Annotated in this window: 16 protein-coding genes and 1 tRNA gene; 3 read left to right on the top strand and 14 right to left on the bottom strand. The window is 45.9% G+C overall.

What is annotated here, in order from left to right:
- Nucleotides 1-59: 59 nt before the first annotated feature.
- The 10 genes from DESDI_RS04155 to pdxS all read right to left on the bottom strand — a co-directional run bounded on the left by DESDI_RS04155 (nucleotide 60) and on the right by pdxS (nucleotide 11,698).
- Complete coding sequence (locus tag DESDI_RS04155) at nucleotides 60-3,320, bottom strand: hypothetical protein (protein ID WP_015261387.1); 3,261 nt, start codon at nucleotides 3,318-3,320, stop codon at nucleotides 60-62.
- Nucleotides 3,317-4,294: a zinc ribbon domain-containing protein gene (locus tag DESDI_RS04150; RefSeq protein WP_015261386.1), complete on the bottom strand. Its 978-nt coding sequence runs from the start codon at nucleotides 4,292-4,294 to the stop codon at nucleotides 3,317-3,319. Before DESDI_RS04150 ends, DESDI_RS04155 begins: the two co-directional genes overlap by 4 nt.
- A gap of 42 nt (nucleotides 4,295-4,336) precedes the next feature.
- Nucleotides 4,337-4,846: a hypothetical protein gene (locus DESDI_RS04145; RefSeq protein ID WP_015261385.1), complete on the bottom strand. Its 510-nt coding sequence runs from the start codon at nucleotides 4,844-4,846 to the stop codon at nucleotides 4,337-4,339.
- A 142-nt stretch (nucleotides 4,847-4,988) separates the two neighbouring features.
- Nucleotides 4,989-6,407: a LuxR family transcriptional regulator gene (locus DESDI_RS18380; RefSeq protein ID WP_015261384.1), complete on the bottom strand. Its 1,419-nt coding sequence runs from the start codon at nucleotides 6,405-6,407 to the stop codon at nucleotides 4,989-4,991.
- Nucleotides 6,394-6,621, bottom strand: a complete 228-nt coding sequence (locus DESDI_RS04135) for a helix-turn-helix domain-containing protein (RefSeq protein WP_242825464.1) — start codon at nucleotides 6,619-6,621, stop codon at nucleotides 6,394-6,396. The genes DESDI_RS18380 and DESDI_RS04135 overlap by 14 nt, the downstream gene beginning before the upstream one ends.
- Nucleotides 6,622-6,943: 322 nt before the next feature.
- Entirely contained in the window at nucleotides 6,944-7,594 is a 651-nt protein-coding gene (locus tag DESDI_RS04130) for an HAD family hydrolase (protein ID WP_015261382.1), read from the bottom strand.
- Between the two features lie 37 nt (nucleotides 7,595-7,631).
- Nucleotides 7,632-8,654, bottom strand: coding sequence for a threonine aldolase family protein (locus DESDI_RS04125; protein WP_015261381.1), 1,023 nt, complete (start codon nucleotides 8,652-8,654; stop codon nucleotides 7,632-7,634).
- Nucleotides 8,655-8,713: 59 nt separating this feature from the next.
- Nucleotides 8,714-9,922, bottom strand: coding sequence for a threonine ammonia-lyase (gene ilvA / locus DESDI_RS04120; RefSeq protein ID WP_015261380.1), 1,209 nt, complete (start codon nucleotides 9,920-9,922; stop codon nucleotides 8,714-8,716).
- Nucleotides 9,923-10,212: 290 nt separating this feature from the next.
- Complete coding sequence (gene pdxT, locus DESDI_RS04115) at nucleotides 10,213-10,812, bottom strand: pyridoxal 5'-phosphate synthase glutaminase subunit PdxT (protein ID WP_015261379.1); 600 nt, start codon at nucleotides 10,810-10,812, stop codon at nucleotides 10,213-10,215.
- Between the two features lies 1 nt (nucleotide 10,813).
- Nucleotides 10,814-11,698 carry a pyridoxal 5'-phosphate synthase lyase subunit PdxS gene (gene pdxS / locus DESDI_RS04110; protein WP_015261378.1) on the bottom strand — a complete coding sequence of 295 codons (885 nt, stop codon included), beginning with the start codon at nucleotides 11,696-11,698 and terminating at the stop codon, nucleotides 10,814-10,816.
- Between the two features lie 114 nt (nucleotides 11,699-11,812).
- On the opposite strand from pdxS, the gene pdxR reads away from it, so the two are divergent.
- Nucleotides 11,813-13,249, top strand: a complete 1,437-nt coding sequence (gene pdxR / locus DESDI_RS04105) for a MocR-like pyridoxine biosynthesis transcription factor PdxR (RefSeq protein WP_015261377.1) — start codon at nucleotides 11,813-11,815, stop codon at nucleotides 13,247-13,249.
- Between the two features lie 73 nt (nucleotides 13,250-13,322).
- On the opposite strand, the gene DESDI_RS04100 is transcribed toward pdxR, so the two are convergent.
- The 4 genes from DESDI_RS04100 to DESDI_RS04085 all read right to left on the bottom strand — a co-directional run bounded on the left by DESDI_RS04100 (nucleotide 13,323) and on the right by DESDI_RS04085 (nucleotide 15,799).
- Nucleotides 13,323-14,531, bottom strand: coding sequence for an FAD-dependent oxidoreductase (locus DESDI_RS04100; protein WP_015261376.1), 1,209 nt, complete (start codon nucleotides 14,529-14,531; stop codon nucleotides 13,323-13,325).
- Between the two features lie 35 nt (nucleotides 14,532-14,566).
- Complete coding sequence (locus DESDI_RS04095) at nucleotides 14,567-14,893, bottom strand: thioredoxin family protein (RefSeq protein ID WP_015261375.1); 327 nt, start codon at nucleotides 14,891-14,893, stop codon at nucleotides 14,567-14,569.
- A gap of 466 nt (nucleotides 14,894-15,359) precedes the next feature.
- Nucleotides 15,360-15,435 (bottom strand) — tRNA-Lys (locus tag DESDI_RS04090).
- A gap of 73 nt (nucleotides 15,436-15,508) precedes the next feature.
- Nucleotides 15,509-15,799 carry a hypothetical protein gene (locus DESDI_RS04085; RefSeq protein WP_015261374.1) on the bottom strand — a complete coding sequence of 97 codons (291 nt, stop codon included), beginning with the start codon at nucleotides 15,797-15,799 and terminating at the stop codon, nucleotides 15,509-15,511.
- 224 nt (nucleotides 15,800-16,023) lie between these two features.
- Between DESDI_RS04085 and DESDI_RS04080 the strand changes: the two genes are divergently transcribed.
- Together DESDI_RS04080 and DESDI_RS04075 are read left to right on the top strand one after the other, a co-directional pair.
- A complete protein-coding gene (locus DESDI_RS04080; protein WP_015261373.1) occupies nucleotides 16,024-16,218 on the top strand; it encodes a DUF1858 domain-containing protein in 195 nt (64 codons plus the stop codon).
- Between the two features lie 331 nt (nucleotides 16,219-16,549).
- A complete protein-coding gene (locus DESDI_RS04075) occupies nucleotides 16,550-17,767 on the top strand; it encodes a S1C family serine protease (RefSeq protein WP_015261372.1) in 1,218 nt (405 codons plus the stop codon).
- The last annotated feature ends 1 nt before the right edge of the window (nucleotide 17,768 follow it).

The following is a 17,768-nucleotide window of genomic DNA, read 5'->3' as shown; positions in this document are numbered from 1 at the left end:
AACCTCCATTATTTTAGTTTAATTTTCTTAACTCCCATCCCCTTAGAGAATGTCAAGCCTCACTCCGGCATATAGGGCGGGTCAATCGGAGGCGATTGTGCTGCCGTGGCAAAAGGCACTTCCCCAAATAGCTCCCCGAAGAGATGGTCAAAGAACTTACCTATAGCTTCAAATCCAAGATCAATGGAGATCAGGGAAGCTGTCTTGCGATTATTTTCATCAATAAATTCACTGACCCAGCTTATCCGTGGCCATGCTGAGAGATCTACAGGGCTTGCGTTGCTATCTTCAGTGGATTTTAGCCAATCTTGTGCAGATTCCTCGCCCATTTCTACGACCTTAACCGCACCGGCGCCAAAGCTTTCTTCCAGGTACTTCTTGATGATATCCGCTTGCTTAAACTCTACGATTTTGAGCAGATACTCCCCTTGCTTGTCGATGTCCCATCTGCCCTTGAACACATTAGGTGCTATATTCTGCATCCATTTACTGACGGGTTTGTTTAATGCCTTTTGGACCGCAGAATTTTCTAAAGCCTTATCAAAGAAATTACCGGCGATTTTTTTCACGCCCATGGCTGTTAAGTCAGCTGTAAGGGCAGTAATAGCAGAATAGATATCGACTTTCCCGTCTCGGTCTCTATTCTCATAAATATTCTTCGCTATCTTCCAAACCAAGAAACCTGCCACTGCAGCACATGTCTGTTTGAAGGTAATATTTTTACGACTCGTAGCATCATCAAAAGCATTAACTAGGAGATTATCCACTCCTGCGGTGATATTTTTAATAGTTTCCAGTTCTTCCAAAGTGAACGGTTCATCATTGAGCAGATAATCAAGAACTTCTCCCAAAAAGGCGGCGAAAAAGTCTTTGGCGGGGGATAGAAGAGCATCAGCTGTATTGCCGTAGTATTTGCTGATCAGATAGGAAAAGGCCTGGTCCCCGAACCATTTAAGCCATTCGGCATAATAAAGCATATTATCCAGTTCTGCGGCGATCTTTTCGTATTCGGCGGCATCCTGGGTGTAGTAGATTACAGCATCATGGCAGATCCGATAAGTCACCAGACGCAGCTCTGCCGTGGACATTTTTTTACCGTTTTCCCGGAGCATCTTAGCCAGTTCCGGACTGATCCCGCCAACTTTGCTAACGACTTTTTTCATATGGCCAAAAGCCTCATCCCAACCGGCCAGCGGTCCGGGTCCTCCACCTAAGAGGCGAAGGGGCAGATCCAGGGTATACTCCTCTTGGCCATAGGTGCAAGAAATAGGCAAGGTGAGGTAATAGGGTTTGCCTTCTTCTTCCACCAGAGCTTCCTCGGGAGCAAATTTATATTCTTTGAGGTTGCCTGGAATTTCCTGAATACGATACTTAAACCTATCTGCCAAATGAGTGGTGCGTTCATCAGTTCCTTTTAAGCCAGCAAAGACAGGACTATATTCCTGGGGTTCGAGAACCCGGACTGTGGGTCTGCCCTCATCATCCTGCTCAGGTACGGCAAAGTCGAGAACAAAGCCCGTTGGTACTACGTCGCCCCATTCCTCCGTAGCTTCATTATCAAAGGTGTCGATGAGAACGTAGCCTTGGTCATCAAACTTCACTTCTCGGATGGACAGACCTTCAGGATAAAGCTCTGCATTCAGGCTGTTTTCTGCTTTTTCCTGATCATTTTCAGCTATAATGCCGAAGCCAAAAGTTTGCTTAAGAGCCTGCTGCCCTTCCGGCTTAGGGCTAAGGTTTTTCACTTTCAGAATATAGCTTTGGACACCGGATTCTTCTATAGTCCCCATATTTTCAATATCTTGGCTCTCTTCCAGTTCGCAGCTCAGAGGAATCCCTTCTGCTACATCCAGCCGGACTGAAGCTGGCTTTTCCAGAAAATCATGGAGGGTAACAGGAGTTTCATAAACCTTCCCATCTCCTATAAGCATGGGCAGAGTCATAGTCAGATAACGTCCCTGCTCTGGGAAAGAAATATAGGGTTTGCCGATTAAACGAAAGGTGACATTGTTCTGGAAGGAACCCTCTTCACCCCTAAAGCGGATGCTAACTACTCCGGTGCCCGGATTTTCCCCGCCGGGTACCGACTTTGCCGACACCAGAGCACCCATATAGTTCCCTGCCATGGAACAATCTTTCACAGCCAAATTTCCACCGGAAAAAATCTCTATAGCAGAAGTCAGGTCTGGTCGATCAATTTCCTCACCTTCAGGAGTAATCTCCACTATCCGGGCATAGACCGTTACTGGTTGGGTATCATAACGGATCCCATCGCCGAAGTCTTTACGCAGGCACATTTTGTAGCGACTTCTCCTCTTGCTGTTATTGTCTCCTCCATCTCCGCCTCCTCCACCTGCACCTGCACCAGCCATGGCAGCAGCTCCGCCGATGATAGCTATGGCTAGGGCTTCAGGGATACTGACCCCTGTTTCACCTTTATCCTTATCGGCACGGGTATCGACTTTTCCAGCTGCCCCGACGGTTGCGCCCTTTACTTTACCGAGCTTTACTTTCTCCACCTGGAAATATACAGTAGCAGACACCATATCCATAGACTCCCTTAAAACTTCGCTGGGGTTTTCATAGCGCCATTCCTCGAAGATACCATCGGGAACTGTCAGCGTATCAAGCCAAAGTTTTAGAATGCCTGTATCATCTACGAACCATCTAACTCTTTCATCTACCTTGTTGTCCTCGAAAGTATACTTAAATGTATAAGTACCGTTTCTATTGTTTTCTGGCTCGACATATTCCTGAGACGCACTGGAAGAAGCGGAACCTGCTGAGTGATAATCCAGATTAAAAAACTTGCCTGCCCAATCATTTTCATCTAGGTAATAAAGTACATCATCAAAGGTTAAATTAACGCTGGACTGCCATTGATAGTTGTAATCAGAACCGAAGACTCGGTCGGGAGCTTGCCGATAAGCACCAGCGTTGCCTGTCTCATAGACAACTGTATAGCTGCTTTTTTCATTGTGCTTAACGACCCAGGGTTCTCCCTGGAAAGCTTCGTAGTCCTCTAAAGAACTCATATCACCTGCATTGCCATGTGCCAGACGAATTGCGCTTGTGCTTACTGTCAAAGGTTTAAGGACCAACTCTACTGGTACGTACTCTTTTGCTAGAATAGCTTCGCGGATATCGCTTTGGGCCGTCAGCTGCATATCAGCAAACTGGGCCAAATCATAATACTCCACCGGATCTACATAATCTCCCTCCTTGGGACCTGCAGCATACACCCCCATAGGCATAAGGATGAGGCTAAAAAGCAGAAATACTATAATAGTTTTAAAGTAGGTTTTCCTTCTTATTTTCATTCTGTGGTCGCCTCCTTTTTGTTTCTGCTTACGACCGTAACGATCCCACCGGCCAATAGTAACAGGATTCCAAGTACATAGCCGTTTCCTCCCCCAGGGAGAAAGCTGATTGCTGCAAACAGGGCAAAGCCCAGGGTCCAGCCACGCATGAAGATAGTAATCGTGGCATTTTTGGCTTTAGGCAGCAATGCGGTTATCACTCTCCGCAAAAATCCATGATGGGTCAAAGCCTTGGCCGAGAGCAAAAAAGCGGCGATACAGACCATAGTGTTTTGCAGATTGGAGGAAATCATCATATTACTGGCAATTAGGGCTATACCAAGGCCGAGCAATAAATTTCCGGCCATTCCTTTACCGCCTTTGCCTATACCACCCATCTGGCCAAGGCCGCTTTTCACTTTCTGAAGCATGCCTTGATCAGCAATAAGCTGAGCCAGAAGTGCTGCTACCAGTCCTTTGCCTATCGTGCCCCCGATGAGACTCCCTTGGGCAGCAGTCAGCCAGGAGAGTGCCCGCACCGGCAAAGGGAAAATGCCCAAGGACGCTAAAAGATTGACCAGCAGCCAAATAACCACAAGGGTTATGACAATCCCCATCCGTTTTTTGTCGCCCAGCGTCCGCTTAAAGCCGCTCGCCAAACCTCTGAAGCCGCTTTTCAGTAAAGAAAGCAGCCCTTCTCCGGTGAGATCGCCCGTGGTGGGGATTAGTTCCGATGCTAGCGCAAGCTCGCCCGCTGACTGATAGGCGGGGGCCGCATCGGAGAAAATGCTTTTCGCATAGGCGACTGTCTTGATTTTGGCTTCGGTTTTTATTTGTTTGCCGGTCTTTGACAGGACGGTCTCACTGTTCGGCGTTGTCTGATCCAGCAGCGCTCCGGCTTCCTCCGGTACTGAGGAAACATTAGCTCCGCACTTTGCACAAAACTTTGCACCCTTATTCAGAGCTGCGTCGCAGCTTGTGCAGAATTTACCCATAATACTCACTCCTTCTTTCATTAATCACTCGTTTTTGGTGCATTACCATCCGGTGATTTTTGCCGTTACGCCTGTTTCATACAAAAGCTTATGCGCGGCGTCCAGCACCGCCTGTTTTTGAGTCATGTCGTGCAGTAGTTCTACCCGCATGGTTTGAGCCGAGTCGCCAAAAGTCATGTACATCCGTTCCTTATCAATTTGGGCGGTGTGCAGCCGCACGCCGTGTACCCCGTCAAGGCCCCATCGGTAGATTTCGCTACCAATGAGGATACCAAAGGTAGATACTACGGTTTCCTCGGTGTATTTTTTTACTTGGCAGTCTGGCATGGAGATAAGAGCAGATGGCACCGCAAGGATGCGATTATCCCATATGAGCATTGCATCATTGAGCAGATGACTCTGTCTCACCAATAACATGAGAGAGATGGCGCTGATGGCTCCAAAGGCGAAAACCGCTTCTAACATAAATGTTGCTCCGAGCCACACCGCCAAACAAATACTGGCTGCCAACGATAAGGCATATCCATTGCGTCGTTTGCGGATTAATCTCATTTGCATCATACCTCCTCCAATATAAATCTTAGAGAAAAGTGTCTGAAAAAGCATCGTTCAAAAAGATGAATTTGAAGAAAAAAGCCCCTCATACTTTAGTATGAGAGGCCAGTTAAACCCTGTATTCATGTGGTTTTATGTATCATTCAACCTTTTGATTTTTGAGCAGGGTGCTGATGAGTTCTGCCCGACTACCTACATCATATTTTGAAAAAATATTCCTTGCATGTGTTTTTACTGTACTCTCACTAATAAACAAAGCCCCAGCAATTTCCCGGTTGGATTTGCCTGAAAGGATTAGCTGCAATACCTCCTGCTCCCGGACGGTCAGCGGGTCAAGCGTTTTAATTTGACGAACAATGTCCGTTTGCTGTGACTGACTCATAATATCATAAGCGGCAAGGTAGGCATGGCTTTTCAGCAGTAAAACAAGCTGGTGGTTCAGCGGCGGCAGCATAACCAGTGTAACGCAAACCACAGTAAGGGCAATCACCGCAACCTCCGCACTAGGAAGCCCAATGGATGTTACGGCCATTCCCAAGACACCTCCGCAAAGGACGCCGAATACATTGGCGGAAAGTCCAATGCCAAAGGTTTGTGCCGGGTTGTCGCTATAATCCAGCATTTCTCCAAGGATGCTCCACCAAAACAGATCAAAAATACCGCAAGCACCGAGCATCAGCGTATCCACAATCAGATAATCGGTAGTGTTTCGACCTAGCAGCATAAAGCTAATGAACGCTCCCATAATCATTGCCATTCCGATATACAAAATTCTGGAACGCTTTGCTTTCATAGGTAGGTTGCGCACGATAACAAGCGCCACGATATAAGGCACAGCCCAATACCAGCTCACCAGCCCCGTTAGATGCTCAAAAGCGGGATTGATGACATGATACATCAGTCCCGAATTGATTGTGATGATAAAGACAAAAAGACACAGCAATATTAGTGGGTTTTTAATGCCACCATGCATCTTATTTTTAAATGTTTTGTAGTGCTCATTCTCAATCTCCTTCTCCATCGGCAGCATCCAAATGAAGGCTATGCTGATCACAAGGCAAAGCGTAGAGAGACTTAGTCCGATAAATGGTGACCGGTTCATGGCAACCACATTGACTATAATCATCAACAGATTGGAATAAATCAGAACGTCGGCACAAGATTTAATGCGCTCGTTCTTGGGCGTAAAGACCCTGAGAAAATATCCCCATGCCGCCACCGCGCTGCCGCTGGCGTACCCGCTGACAATCAGTCCGCCCATCCATAGAACGGAGAAAGAGAGAAAGAAAGGTATGGTGGTAGCTAAGCATAGACACATGCCACCGAGCATTATACTTTTAGCGACTGCCTGCGATCTGACAAACAGACCGCAGGTGAAAAGCCCTATAAAATGTGCGATTATAGCAGCCAATATGTAGTCAGAGGAATCTGTTTCACGCAGATTCAGCAGGCTATATAGCACCTGTCCCTCAAACTGGAAGGACAGTATATAAGCAAAGAGAAATGAAAATCCGACAATAGAAAGCCTGCGGGAATTAATAAATTTAAGCCTGTTCATTGACACCCTCCTGCTCATCGGAGGCTCCGCCTCTTTTAACCCATTCGTCGATATCGGCGGCTTTGAAACGCCAGAGCTTCCCCACCTTAGATGCGGGCATACCGCGCTGCTCAATCCAGCGCATGACCGTGTGGCGCTTCACTCCAAGATAATCGCAAACTTCTTGCAGGGATATCCATCTGCCGTTATGTATCGTTTCAGGCAAAACTACCACCTCACTTTGATAAATTCGCACAAATATCCTAATCGATTAGTATGGATAATTGTAACACAATAATATCAAATTATTTGTCGTTTTATGTTATATTGCGTTGTACTGAACACTATTAGGGCTTTCAAATAGGAAAGGGGAAAGCAGAGATGATCGCACTCTATTTTCACAATAGTGCCGTATTGCCTTCTGTCTGACCCTAGATTCTCTTTTCAAGGTAAAAAACAGGACTATATCGGTGAACCCCTTTGTTTTCGGGCATCCTCGGTATAGTCCTATTATAGTCGGCATCATTAAAAAGTTTTAGGAAATTTAAAATTGAACGCTAGCTAAAGATATCGAGTAGTTGATCAAAACGATCCATGACTGCCGCATAGCTTTCCACCGAACCAAAGCCATAGCGAGCAAAGATAAAGGGAATCTCGGCGACTTGTGCAGCCTTAGCATCTCCTCGAGTATCTCCCACATAAACGGGATTCTGGAGATGGTTTCGTTCCATAATGAGCTTAATATTCTCGCCTTTGGAAAGTCCTGTTCTGCCTGGATTCTCATAATCAATGAAATATTTCTCTAGTTGATGGGCAAAGAAAAATGACTCGATATAGCCATCTTGGCAATTGCTTACGATAAATAGTTTATGGCTTTGCGCGAGCGCTTCCAGAGTCTTCTCTACATGAGGATACAACATCCCCCCATGAGTCCTGATCTTCTCAAACTCTATTTCTCCGCCGCGATTCATAATCCTAAACTGATCTTCCTCGGATATATTAGAAAAGAGTTTTCTACCAATCTCGGGAATTTGGAGTCCCATGACACTTTTGATTTGGTCCATTGTAATTCCTTCAGATTTATGCCCTTGCCTGCGGGCGTATTCTTCCAAAGCTTGATTCCAAGACAAGTATACGAGCTTTGTGGCATCCCATAAGGTCCCATCCAAATCAAAAATAATGCTATCTACATTCGCCAATTTTTCCATAATAGATTCCCCTTACCCGAGAGTTACCACCCTCTGATCAAAGTATTTTTTTGAGATCCGCCATGAAAGAATCTACAGCTTCTTCTCGTGTCGCCCAAGATGTTACCAAGCGAATAGCGGTTTGTGTGCCCACTTTCCCCCATATTTCAAAATGATAGTTCACCTTAAGCTGCTCCACGATCGCGTCCGAGAAAATAGGAAATACTTGGTTGGAGCTAGATTCGGCAAGAAATTTAACCCCTGCTTCCTTTAACTCATCTCGTAGCTTATAAGCCATAGTGTTAGCGTGAATTGCTAGGTCAAAATACAAATTATCTCGGAAAAGCTCAAGGAACTGAAGGCCGATTACCCTTCCTTTTGCTAAAAGAGCACCCTTTTGTTTCATATGATAGCGAAAATCTGGTTTTAGAGCTTCATTGCACAGTACCAAAGCTTCCCCAAGGAGTGCACCATTTTTCGTTCCACCAATATAGAAGGCATCCACTAGCTTTGGCAAATCTGCTAAGTCTAGGTCATTGCCCTCCGAGCACAGAGCCGAACCGAGTCTGGCCCCATCCATAAATAAGTAGAGATTCTTTTCCCGGCAAAACTGACTGAGAGCTTGAAGTTCACTTTTGCTATACACGGTGCCTACCTCTGTCGTATTGGAGATGTACACCAGCTTAGGCTTGACCATATGTTCGTCAGTGTGAGCAGTCAACACCTCTTGAATCTGGGCCGGTGTCAGCTTACCGTCCTTGCTCTCTGATGTCAACACTTTGTGGCCCGTGGCCTCGATGGCCCCCGTCTCGTGGACAAAGATATGTCCGGTCTGCGCAGCAATGGCCGCCTCATGAGGTCTCAAAAAGGCCGAAATCGCCACGAGATTGGCTTGGGTTCCTCCCGTAAGATAGTGGATAGTCAAGTCCTTATTCCCCAACCGCTCCCGCAAAAGTTCACTAGCCCCTAGGCAAAAGGAATCCTCTCCATACCCTTGTTCCTGAATAAGGTTCGATTTCAGCAGAGCCTCGAGAATCCGCGGATGGGCTCCTTCACTATAGTCATTCTTGAAACTTATCATCTTTTATCCTCCACATCCTAAAAAAATATCTCTTAAAAACTAGTCTATTAACTTAACTACTAAACCAAGGGGTATCCGGCCTCCTCAAGGCGCTTGCTAATCCGTCTTTGATGTTCAAAGCTTTGCGTTTCCAAAGTCATATAGACCCGGGCAGAACGCAGGGGAACCGCTAAGTCATAGCGGGCATGCTCGATGGACATGATATTCGCCCGTTCTTGAGCAATAATTTCGAGGACCTTCTCTAGGTTACCAGGCTGGTCAGGCAAGAGCATCTGGCAGACCATGGCCCGGCCTGAACGTCTGAGGCCTCGTTCGATAATCTGAGCAAGGAAATTCACATCGATATTGCCCCCACTCAGGATAAGCACCGCTTTCTGACCCGTTAGATCCACCTTATGGTGAAGGGCAGCCGCGACACTCACAGCACCCGCCCCTTCGGCGAGGGTCTTCGTGCGTTCCATCAGCATAAGAATCGCTTGACTAATCTCTTCTTCTTCAACAGTCACGATTTCATCCACAACCTGCTGCACCGTGGCAAAGGTTCGCTCCCCCGCCTTTTTGACGGCAATCCCGTCTGCCATAGTATTGGCCCGGGCTAAGAGCTCCGGTTTACCAACCTCCAGCGCATGGAGCATGCTCGCAGCCCCAGCTGCTTGGACCCCGATGATGCGCACATCTGGTTTAAGGGATTTTAAAGCTACCCCTACCCCGGCTATCAAACCCCCACCACCAATCGGAACCAGCACGGTATCCACCTGGGGCAGCTGCTCAAAAATCTCTAAGCCAATCGTCCCTTGTCCCGCCATAACCTCCCAATCATCAAAGGCATGAATGAAGGTCGCCCCGGTTTCTTGCTGTATTTCTACGGCCTTTTGATAGGCATCATCGAAGACTGCCCCGGAAAGAATGACCTTAGCGCCATACCCTTCTGTCGCGGAGACTTTGGCCAGGGGAGCATTTTCCGGCATGACGATGGTTGACGCGATCCCTGAGCGCGAGGCTGCCATGGCCACCCCTTGGGCATGATTTCCTGCCGAAGCGGCCAAAACCCCCTTTTTCTTCTCCTCTTCGGATAGCTTAAGGATTTTGTTCATAGCTCCGCGCGCCTTAAAAGAGCCGGTTTTTTGCAGGTTCTCCATCTTCAGGTAGATATCCGCACCGGTCAGGGCACTCAAAGTACTTGAATGGTCCAAAACCGTTCGGTGTATATAAGGATGAATAGCGTTCTGGGCTTCTTGGATTTTTGCTAAAGTCAGTTCTATAGACATACCAACGCTCCTTACTGATCGTAATTGCTAATCTCAATTGCTGATCACAAATGCTGATTTCTTTCGATCATCTCTTTGCTGATCCCAATCGCAATTCTCAACACTATTTTAAAACCATAAGTTCTGAATCGCCTTCTCTTTCTGAGCTTTAGTATATACCGAAAAAGCTTCCCTCACCCGAGAATAGTCGCTAGAACATGAAAATAGGCATCCCGTGAAGGAATGCCTAAATATAATTCTCTATAATGCTCGCTGAATCCTTTTTCTTCGTCATCAGCAGGGCTCTCGCATTAGATTGCCTTTTGAGTCCAAGCCTTGAGATCCTGGTGGGAGATACTGTCGAGAAACATCTGATGGATTTTGCGATCTTCATTTAATTCCGGGTGAAAGGAAAGACCGATTTGATTTTTATAACGAACAGCCACGATGTGTTCATTGACCTCTGCGAGAACCTCCACCCCTGCTTTGACCGATTCGATATAGGGTGCACGAATAAAGGTCATGGGAACCTTACCTAAATCCCCAACTGCCTCTTCGGTATAAAAGCTCCCCAGCTGCCTTCCGTAAGCATTCCGCTTAACCTTTACCGGCAAGGTACCAAAGTAGCGGGCCGAATCGTTGCTGAGCTCTTCCGCAAGCAGAATAAGGCCCGCGCAAGTTGCCAAAACCGGCAAGCCATAGGCTATTTTCTCCTGCAGAGGTTCGAACATATCCAACTCCCGGAGCAATTTCCCCTGGGTGGTACTCTCCCCCCCCGGCAGAATCAGTCCGTCGAAATCTTGACGAGCATCATTGCCATTGCGCAGCTCAAGATATTCTACGCCCAGCTCCTTAAGGATTTTCTCATGCTCGGCAAAGGCCCCTTGAACAGCCAATACTCCTACGATCATCTTACTTGCCCCGTTCAGCCATGAGTAGCTCGATTTCCTGCTCATTGATTCCGACCATGGCTTCTCCTAGGTCCTCAGACAGTTCGGCCAACATTTTTGGATCTTGGTAGTTGGTCACTGCTTTGACAATCGCTTGGGCTCTCCTGGCGGGATCTCCCGATTTAAAAATACCAGAACCCACGAAAACTCCTTCCGCTCCCAGCTGCATCATTAAAGCTGCATCCGCAGGGGTCGCGATCCCACCAGCAGCAAAATTGACCACCGGCAGACGTCGATGCTCATGGACATAAAGCACCAACTCATAAGGCACTTGGAGTTCCTTCGCTTCTTGGAACAGCTCATCTTCTCGCATACCGACCACGCGGCTGATTTGACGGTTGATCATGCGCATATGACGAACAGCTTGGACTACGTCTCCGGTACCTGGTTCACCCTTGGTCCGAATCATCGTAGCTCCTTCGTTAATTCTCCGCAGGGCTTCCCCCAGATCTTTCGCCCCGCAGACAAAAGGAATCTTAAATCTGGTCTTATCAATGTGGTATACATCATCCGAAGGTGAAAGCACTTCACTCTCATCAATATAATCGATTTCGATAGCCTCAAGAATCTGAGCCTCGACAAAGTGACCGATCCGACACTTGGCCATGACCGGAATAGAAACTGCATTCTGAATGCCCTTAATCATCTTCGGATCACTCATCCGGGATACACCGCCAACAGCTCGAATGTCGGCTGGAATCCGTTCCAGAGCCATTACCGCGCAGGCTCCGGCCGCTTCGGCAATCTTCGCTTGCTCCGGTGTGGTCACATCCATGATCACCCCGCCCTTCAGCATCTGGGCAAGCTCCTTGTTTAAATCGTATTGTTTGTTGTTTATAGTATTCATGCCAAACCCTCACTTTACATGTTCATTAGTTTCGAGTATACTCAAAACTGGCTATATTAAAAATAACCAATTTCATATTTCTTTATACGACCAAATTGAGAAGGAGTCCTGAGGATGTTGACCTATTCTTTTGAAACGATAGGGTCAGAAAGTATGTATGAATATCTTTATCATTGCATCAAAAAGGATATTCTACAAAAAAAACTAAAGCCTGATGAAAAGCTCCCCTCCAAACGGGCCTTTGCCAAAAACCTTGGGGTGAGCATCATCACCATCGAGAACGCTTATGCTCAATTGGCCGCCGAAGGCTATATTTATACCCTGCCCAAGCGAGGCTACTTTGTCGCCAATCTAGAGGGACAAACCCTTCATCCCCTTCGGGAAAGACAGCAGAAAACTCAAGGCCAGAAACAAAAAAACGAGCCAGCTTATTATGCTGACTTCGTCAGAAATTCCGTAGCACCCGATTCTTTTCCCTTCTCCGTCTGGACTAAGCTCCTGCGCGACGTAACCGATACGGAAAGCGAGGCTTCTCTTTTGTCCGATACCTCTGTGGGCGGCGTCATGAAGCTAAGGCAGGCTCTTGCTGAACACCTTTACCAATTCCGCGGGCTATCTGTGGAACCTGAGCAGATTATTGTCGGTGCCGGAACCCAGTACCTCTACAGCGTCCTTATCCAGCTGCTGGGCAGAAATCGCAGCTATGCCGTAGAAGATCCCGGCTATCCTCGACTGATGAAAATATATGAGAGTAATGATGTCACATGCCATCCGATTCCTATGGACCCCTCTGGGATTATTCCGGACTATATAAAAAGCAGTGGCGCCCAGATTCTGCACATTACCCCCTCTCACCATTTTCCGACTGGGATCGTCATGCCCGTCAGCCGTCGCTATGAGCTCTTAAGCTGGGCAGCCCAGCAAAATGAACACTATATAATTGAAGATGATTACGACTGTGAATTCCGCCTCTTCGGCAAACCCATCCCCACCCTGCAAAGTATCGATATCATGGAAAAAGTAATCTACATCAACACCTTCTCGAAAAGCCTAGCTCCCACCTTCCGCATCAGCTACATGGTGCTCCCCAGGCATCTTGTGGAACGGTATTATGAAAGGTTGGGCTTCTACTCCTGCACCGTATCAACCTTTGAGCAATTCACTCTGGCGCGTTTCATCTCTGAAGGTTATTTTGAAAAGCATATCAATCGTATGCGAACCTATTACCGCAAGCAGCGAGATACCATCCTCAAAGCCATCCGTCAAAGCGATCTATGCCCCTATGTTACAATTCGCGAAGAAGATTCCGGGCTACATTTCCTGATGAAAATCCACACTCAAATAGACGACGCCAAGCTTATCCTAGCAGCCAAAAATGCCGGTATCCGCATTTCCTGTGTCTCTCAATATTATCATGACAACCAGGATCATCAGACCCATGAAATCATCTTGAACTACTCAGGCATAGAGCCGGATAAAATTAACACAGCCATCCAGCGCCTGAGTCGGAGCCTTCTGGCTGTGATCTTGCATCCCGAGGACGCTACTTAAACTTAAAAACCTAAAACTAGCCAATACATAAAAAAGCTGCAAAAGCACACGGCCTTTGCAGCTTTTAATTTAATTACAACTGAGCTTTGACACTTTCCTTATCCATCGAGCACTCCAAGCGCTTCACTTCTTTACCCTGATCTAAAACAATCACTGCTGGTGCAGCTTCAATCTGATATTTTTGGGCGAGAATTTTCTTGGTGGCCAAGTCCACTTTGACAACCTTATACTCATTCCCCAATTCACTGTTTAATTCTTCCAATAAGGTGCTGAAGGCCAAGCTTTCATTCACCATAGCATTGAAGAACAACAGTAACACTTTCTTATCGCTTTGGAGAACCTCTGCGTTAAAGCTATTAACTTCATCGATATAGCGTTCAGCTGCCACCGCTGCTGTAGCCCCATCACCGGCTGACGTCACTACTTGCCTCAAGTATTTGACGCGATTATCACCAACAGCGTAGACACCCTCAATATTTGTTTCCATCAGCTCACTGACAGGGATATAACCACGCTTATCCATAGTAATACCACTATCTTTTAAGAATCCTGTGGAAGGGACCATGCCGACAAAGAAGAACACGCCTTGGCAGGGGTAATCATAGGATTCTCCAGTCTTAATGTTCTTGATTTTCACGGCTTCAACATTCTCTTCACCAAGGACTTCGGCCACTGTGGAGTTCCAGATAAAGTTCATTTTCGGATGGCTAGCGGCCCTCTCAGCGCTTACTTTGTTGCAGTCAAGAACCCCTTCATCATGTAACACAATAACTGTAACTTTTTTGGCAAACTTGGCAATAAACATACCTTCTTCGATGGCTTGGTCACCGCTACCAACGACTACAACGTCTTCCCCTTCGAAAAACTCAGCGTCACAGGTGGCACAGTAAGCCACTCCATTTCCCCGCAACCTTGTTTCTCCTGGGATATTGAGTAATCTAGGTTGACTACCGCAACCAATGATAGCGACTTTGGCAGCAAATTCTTTACCCTTCTTAGTTTTGATTATCTTTTCTTCTTGTGAAAAGTCAACACTAAGCACTTCATCTTTTAGAAATTCCACCCCAAAGCTTTTAGCATGATCAGAAAAAGCCTTCATTAGATCTGGTCCGGTCGTTTCAATGTAACCAGGATAGTTAACAATTTCACGAGTCGTATCGACCATACCGCCAATGGTTCCTTTATTGATAAGTAAGGTCTTAAGTTTAGCTCGACCACCATAGATGGCTGAGGTCAGTCCAGCAGGACCTCCTCCAATAATAATTAAATCATAGTTTTCCACTTTACATACCTCTTACCTTATCTAATTTAAAACGATTAAGCCCCCAAAACTTCGGCGATTTTTTCTTCTACTTTATCGTCTTCGACTGCCCCAGCCATTTTTCCTTGATATTCGCCTTCATTAAAGAAGAGAATTTGAGGAACACCTTTTAAAGAAAATCTTTGGAATAAAGCTTTTTCGTCTTCAACATCGACATAGTAGAAACCGAATTTACCTTCATACTTTGGCTTTAACTCTTCAAGTACAGGAACAACCTCTTTACACACGTGACATGATTTTCTTGAGAAGATAACTAAACAAGGATCACCATTATCATAGATAATCTCCTCAAATTTGGTTGGGTTTAATTGTTCTAATGACATCTTTCACACTCCTAATCAAAAAAATATTTCTACTTACTTAAACAACTAAAACATATCAAGCAGAGTCTGTGGCGCAAACTAATCATCTTGCGTCAATGAAAAAACCTATATGGATAGCATACCACTCGTTCACTTGTTTTAAAATATACTTGGCTATAGAAAAATTCAATGCTAGACAGCTAATTTTTTAATGAAAGGTAAGCGCCTAATAAGACAGTGTATAGAAGCTTCCCTAAAACCATGGGACAATCCTTCTAAACCAGCCTTTCTCTACCATTAAAATAGAGCCCATATTCCCAAGCGCTTGGGAATATGGGCTACAGTAGTTGCCAACTGGTATTTTGTTGTTGGATTGTCCTAATTCAAATTCCCAAACGTTTGGGAATTTGAACTGAAGACCTAAATACAACAAAGCAGGCGTCTCAGAAAACCTGAAACGCCTGCTACATAAGACTTTGTGAAATTATGGTGCGCCACCCAGGATTCGAACCAGGGACCTGCCGATTAAGAGTCGGATGCTCTACCAGCTGAGCTAGTGGCGCAAGCACTATAATATAATATACCTATCGGCAAAGTTTTGCAAGCACAAACTTCTCTCGACTATTTATTTCAAATTCATTTATCTTTTTTACTGCGACGTATTACGTCGATACTAATAGCCGTTATGAGTCCGGCAATTGCGCCTATCGAGAGCATCATACCCATGATGACGTTGCCTAAATCCTCAAACCCTTCTCCTCCTCTTACAACAGTGGCCAAGTAGAAATAATAAAGGGCTAACAACAAACAGAGAATCCCCGGTAGGTATTTGATGAATTTAATACCCGTGATAAACCTACCCAAAAGGTAAGTGATACCTGCAATTATTAAAGCGATGATTAGTAAGACGAGGATTAAGCGATCCATTGTATTACCTCTTTCGTTAGCTCTAGTTCTAGTACTAGCTTCAGTTCTAGCTTTAGCTTCTTTCACCCAATTTATCCGATGCCTAGCAGGGGTAACACCCCCCTATTTCTATATCTGGGAGTTAGGCATACCCTTAGGCTAGATTTAAAAATCTCTGGGTTAAAATCATATAATGAGGTACAATATATTAGATAAATAGAATTCACCATAAAGGAGAGAGCCTTATGTTAACAGGTGCAGAAAAAATTACCGATGTTGTTGAGAAACATCCTGAAACAGTAGAAGTCTTCCAAAAATACGGCATGCATTGCTTCGGGTGCATGGCGGCTCGTTTTGAGAACGTGGAACAAGGTGCTACAGCTCATGGAATTGATGTTCCTAATCTTATCAAGGATTTAAACAAAGCTATCTCTAAATAATAGTATTAATTTAAGCTTCATGCATCCCTAGCGAAAGAACGGTTCACATGATTGAAATGTCATGTCGCCGTTCTTTTGTTTTTGATTACGCAAAGTTAGTGGTATAATTTAACATGCAAAACATGATTCAATGTGCTAAAGCATTATTCAATCTGCTAGAGACCACCACTGATTGCTATGTTCATACAATATTCATAAAAAATTCAGCTCTTTTTCAGTTTATCATCAGTTTTGCCTCAGCGTCATTCATTATAATGAATCTAAACACAAAGCTCAATGCCTATAGTGCATCGTCATGTTGTCTTACTATTTTATATGGAGGTTTCTTGTTATGAATGAAAATGAATATTATGTAGCCCCACCTGAGCCCCCCCAAAGAAAGCCGCGGCTGATGCCATTAGTTGCTATCTGCCTTATCAGTGCCCTCATCGGGGGAGTCTCCTCTGTCTCCCTAGTGCAATATATCAGTCCAGAAACGTTGCGCACGGTGGGATCCACGGGATCCATACAATCCACGAATAATGCTAACACCGTTTCCCTGCTTGCCAATTCTCTACCGACTGAATCAAATTCACCTGTCGTTCAAGTGGCAAAGAATGTGGGGCCCGCTGTCGTTGGCATCTCAAATTACCAGCCTTTCTCAAATATTCATAGCTATGGTTACGGTTTTAGCTTTGGTTCCCAAGAGAACACCAGAAGTTCCGAATTGGTGGAAGCAGGAACAGGTTCTGGCTTTATCATCGATGCCAAGCAGGGCTATATCGTCACGAACTATCATGTGATTGAGGGCGCTCAGAAAATCACCGTCAGTCTCAGCGACGGACGCAACCTTGAAGCAAAACTCGTCGGCTCCGATGCGAAGACAGATTTAGCCGTACTTAAACTATCTGATACCAGCAATCTAACCGAAGTCACACTCGGAGAATCCTCAAAGATTGAAGTGGGCGAGTATGTGGTTGCTATCGGTAACCCAGGTGGTAACGAATTCGCACGCTCGGTCACAGCAGGGGTTATCTCCGCTACCAACCGTACCCTTGCTATGTCCGGCGAATCCACCCTATATAATATGCTCCAAACCGATGCCGCCATCAATCCCGGCAACAGCGGCGGCCCACTTGTGAATTACAACGGCCAAGTCATCGGCATTAACTCGGCGAAGTATGCCGAAAGTGGCTTTGAGGGTATGGGATTTGCCATCCCCATCACTGAAGCCACCACAATTATTGAGCAATTGATCGGCACCGGAACAGCGAAGCATCCGGCCCTCTACGTCTCCGTTAGTGATCAATACCTAGCTTACGCTGAGGAAGAAAAGCTCCCACTCGGGGCTTATATCTACCAAGTTGACCCCAATGGGCCCGCCGGCAAAGCGGGCATCCTTGAAAAGGATGTAATCACCCATATCGACGGAGTAAAAGTCGAGAACTCCACAGAGCTCATCGGCGAGATTTACAAGCACAATGTAGGGGACCAAGTGACCCTTACCTTCGTCCGCAATGGAGAAGTTAAAGAAGTGAAAGTTACCCTAGGCGAAATGGCCGCCCAATGAG

The organism is Desulfitobacterium dichloroeliminans LMG P-21439 (genome assembly GCF_000243135.2).
Taxonomy (GTDB): Bacteria; Bacillota; Desulfitobacteriia; order Desulfitobacteriales; family Desulfitobacteriaceae; genus Desulfitobacterium; species Desulfitobacterium dichloroeliminans.
This window is presented reverse-complemented; position numbering and strand designations above follow the sequence as displayed.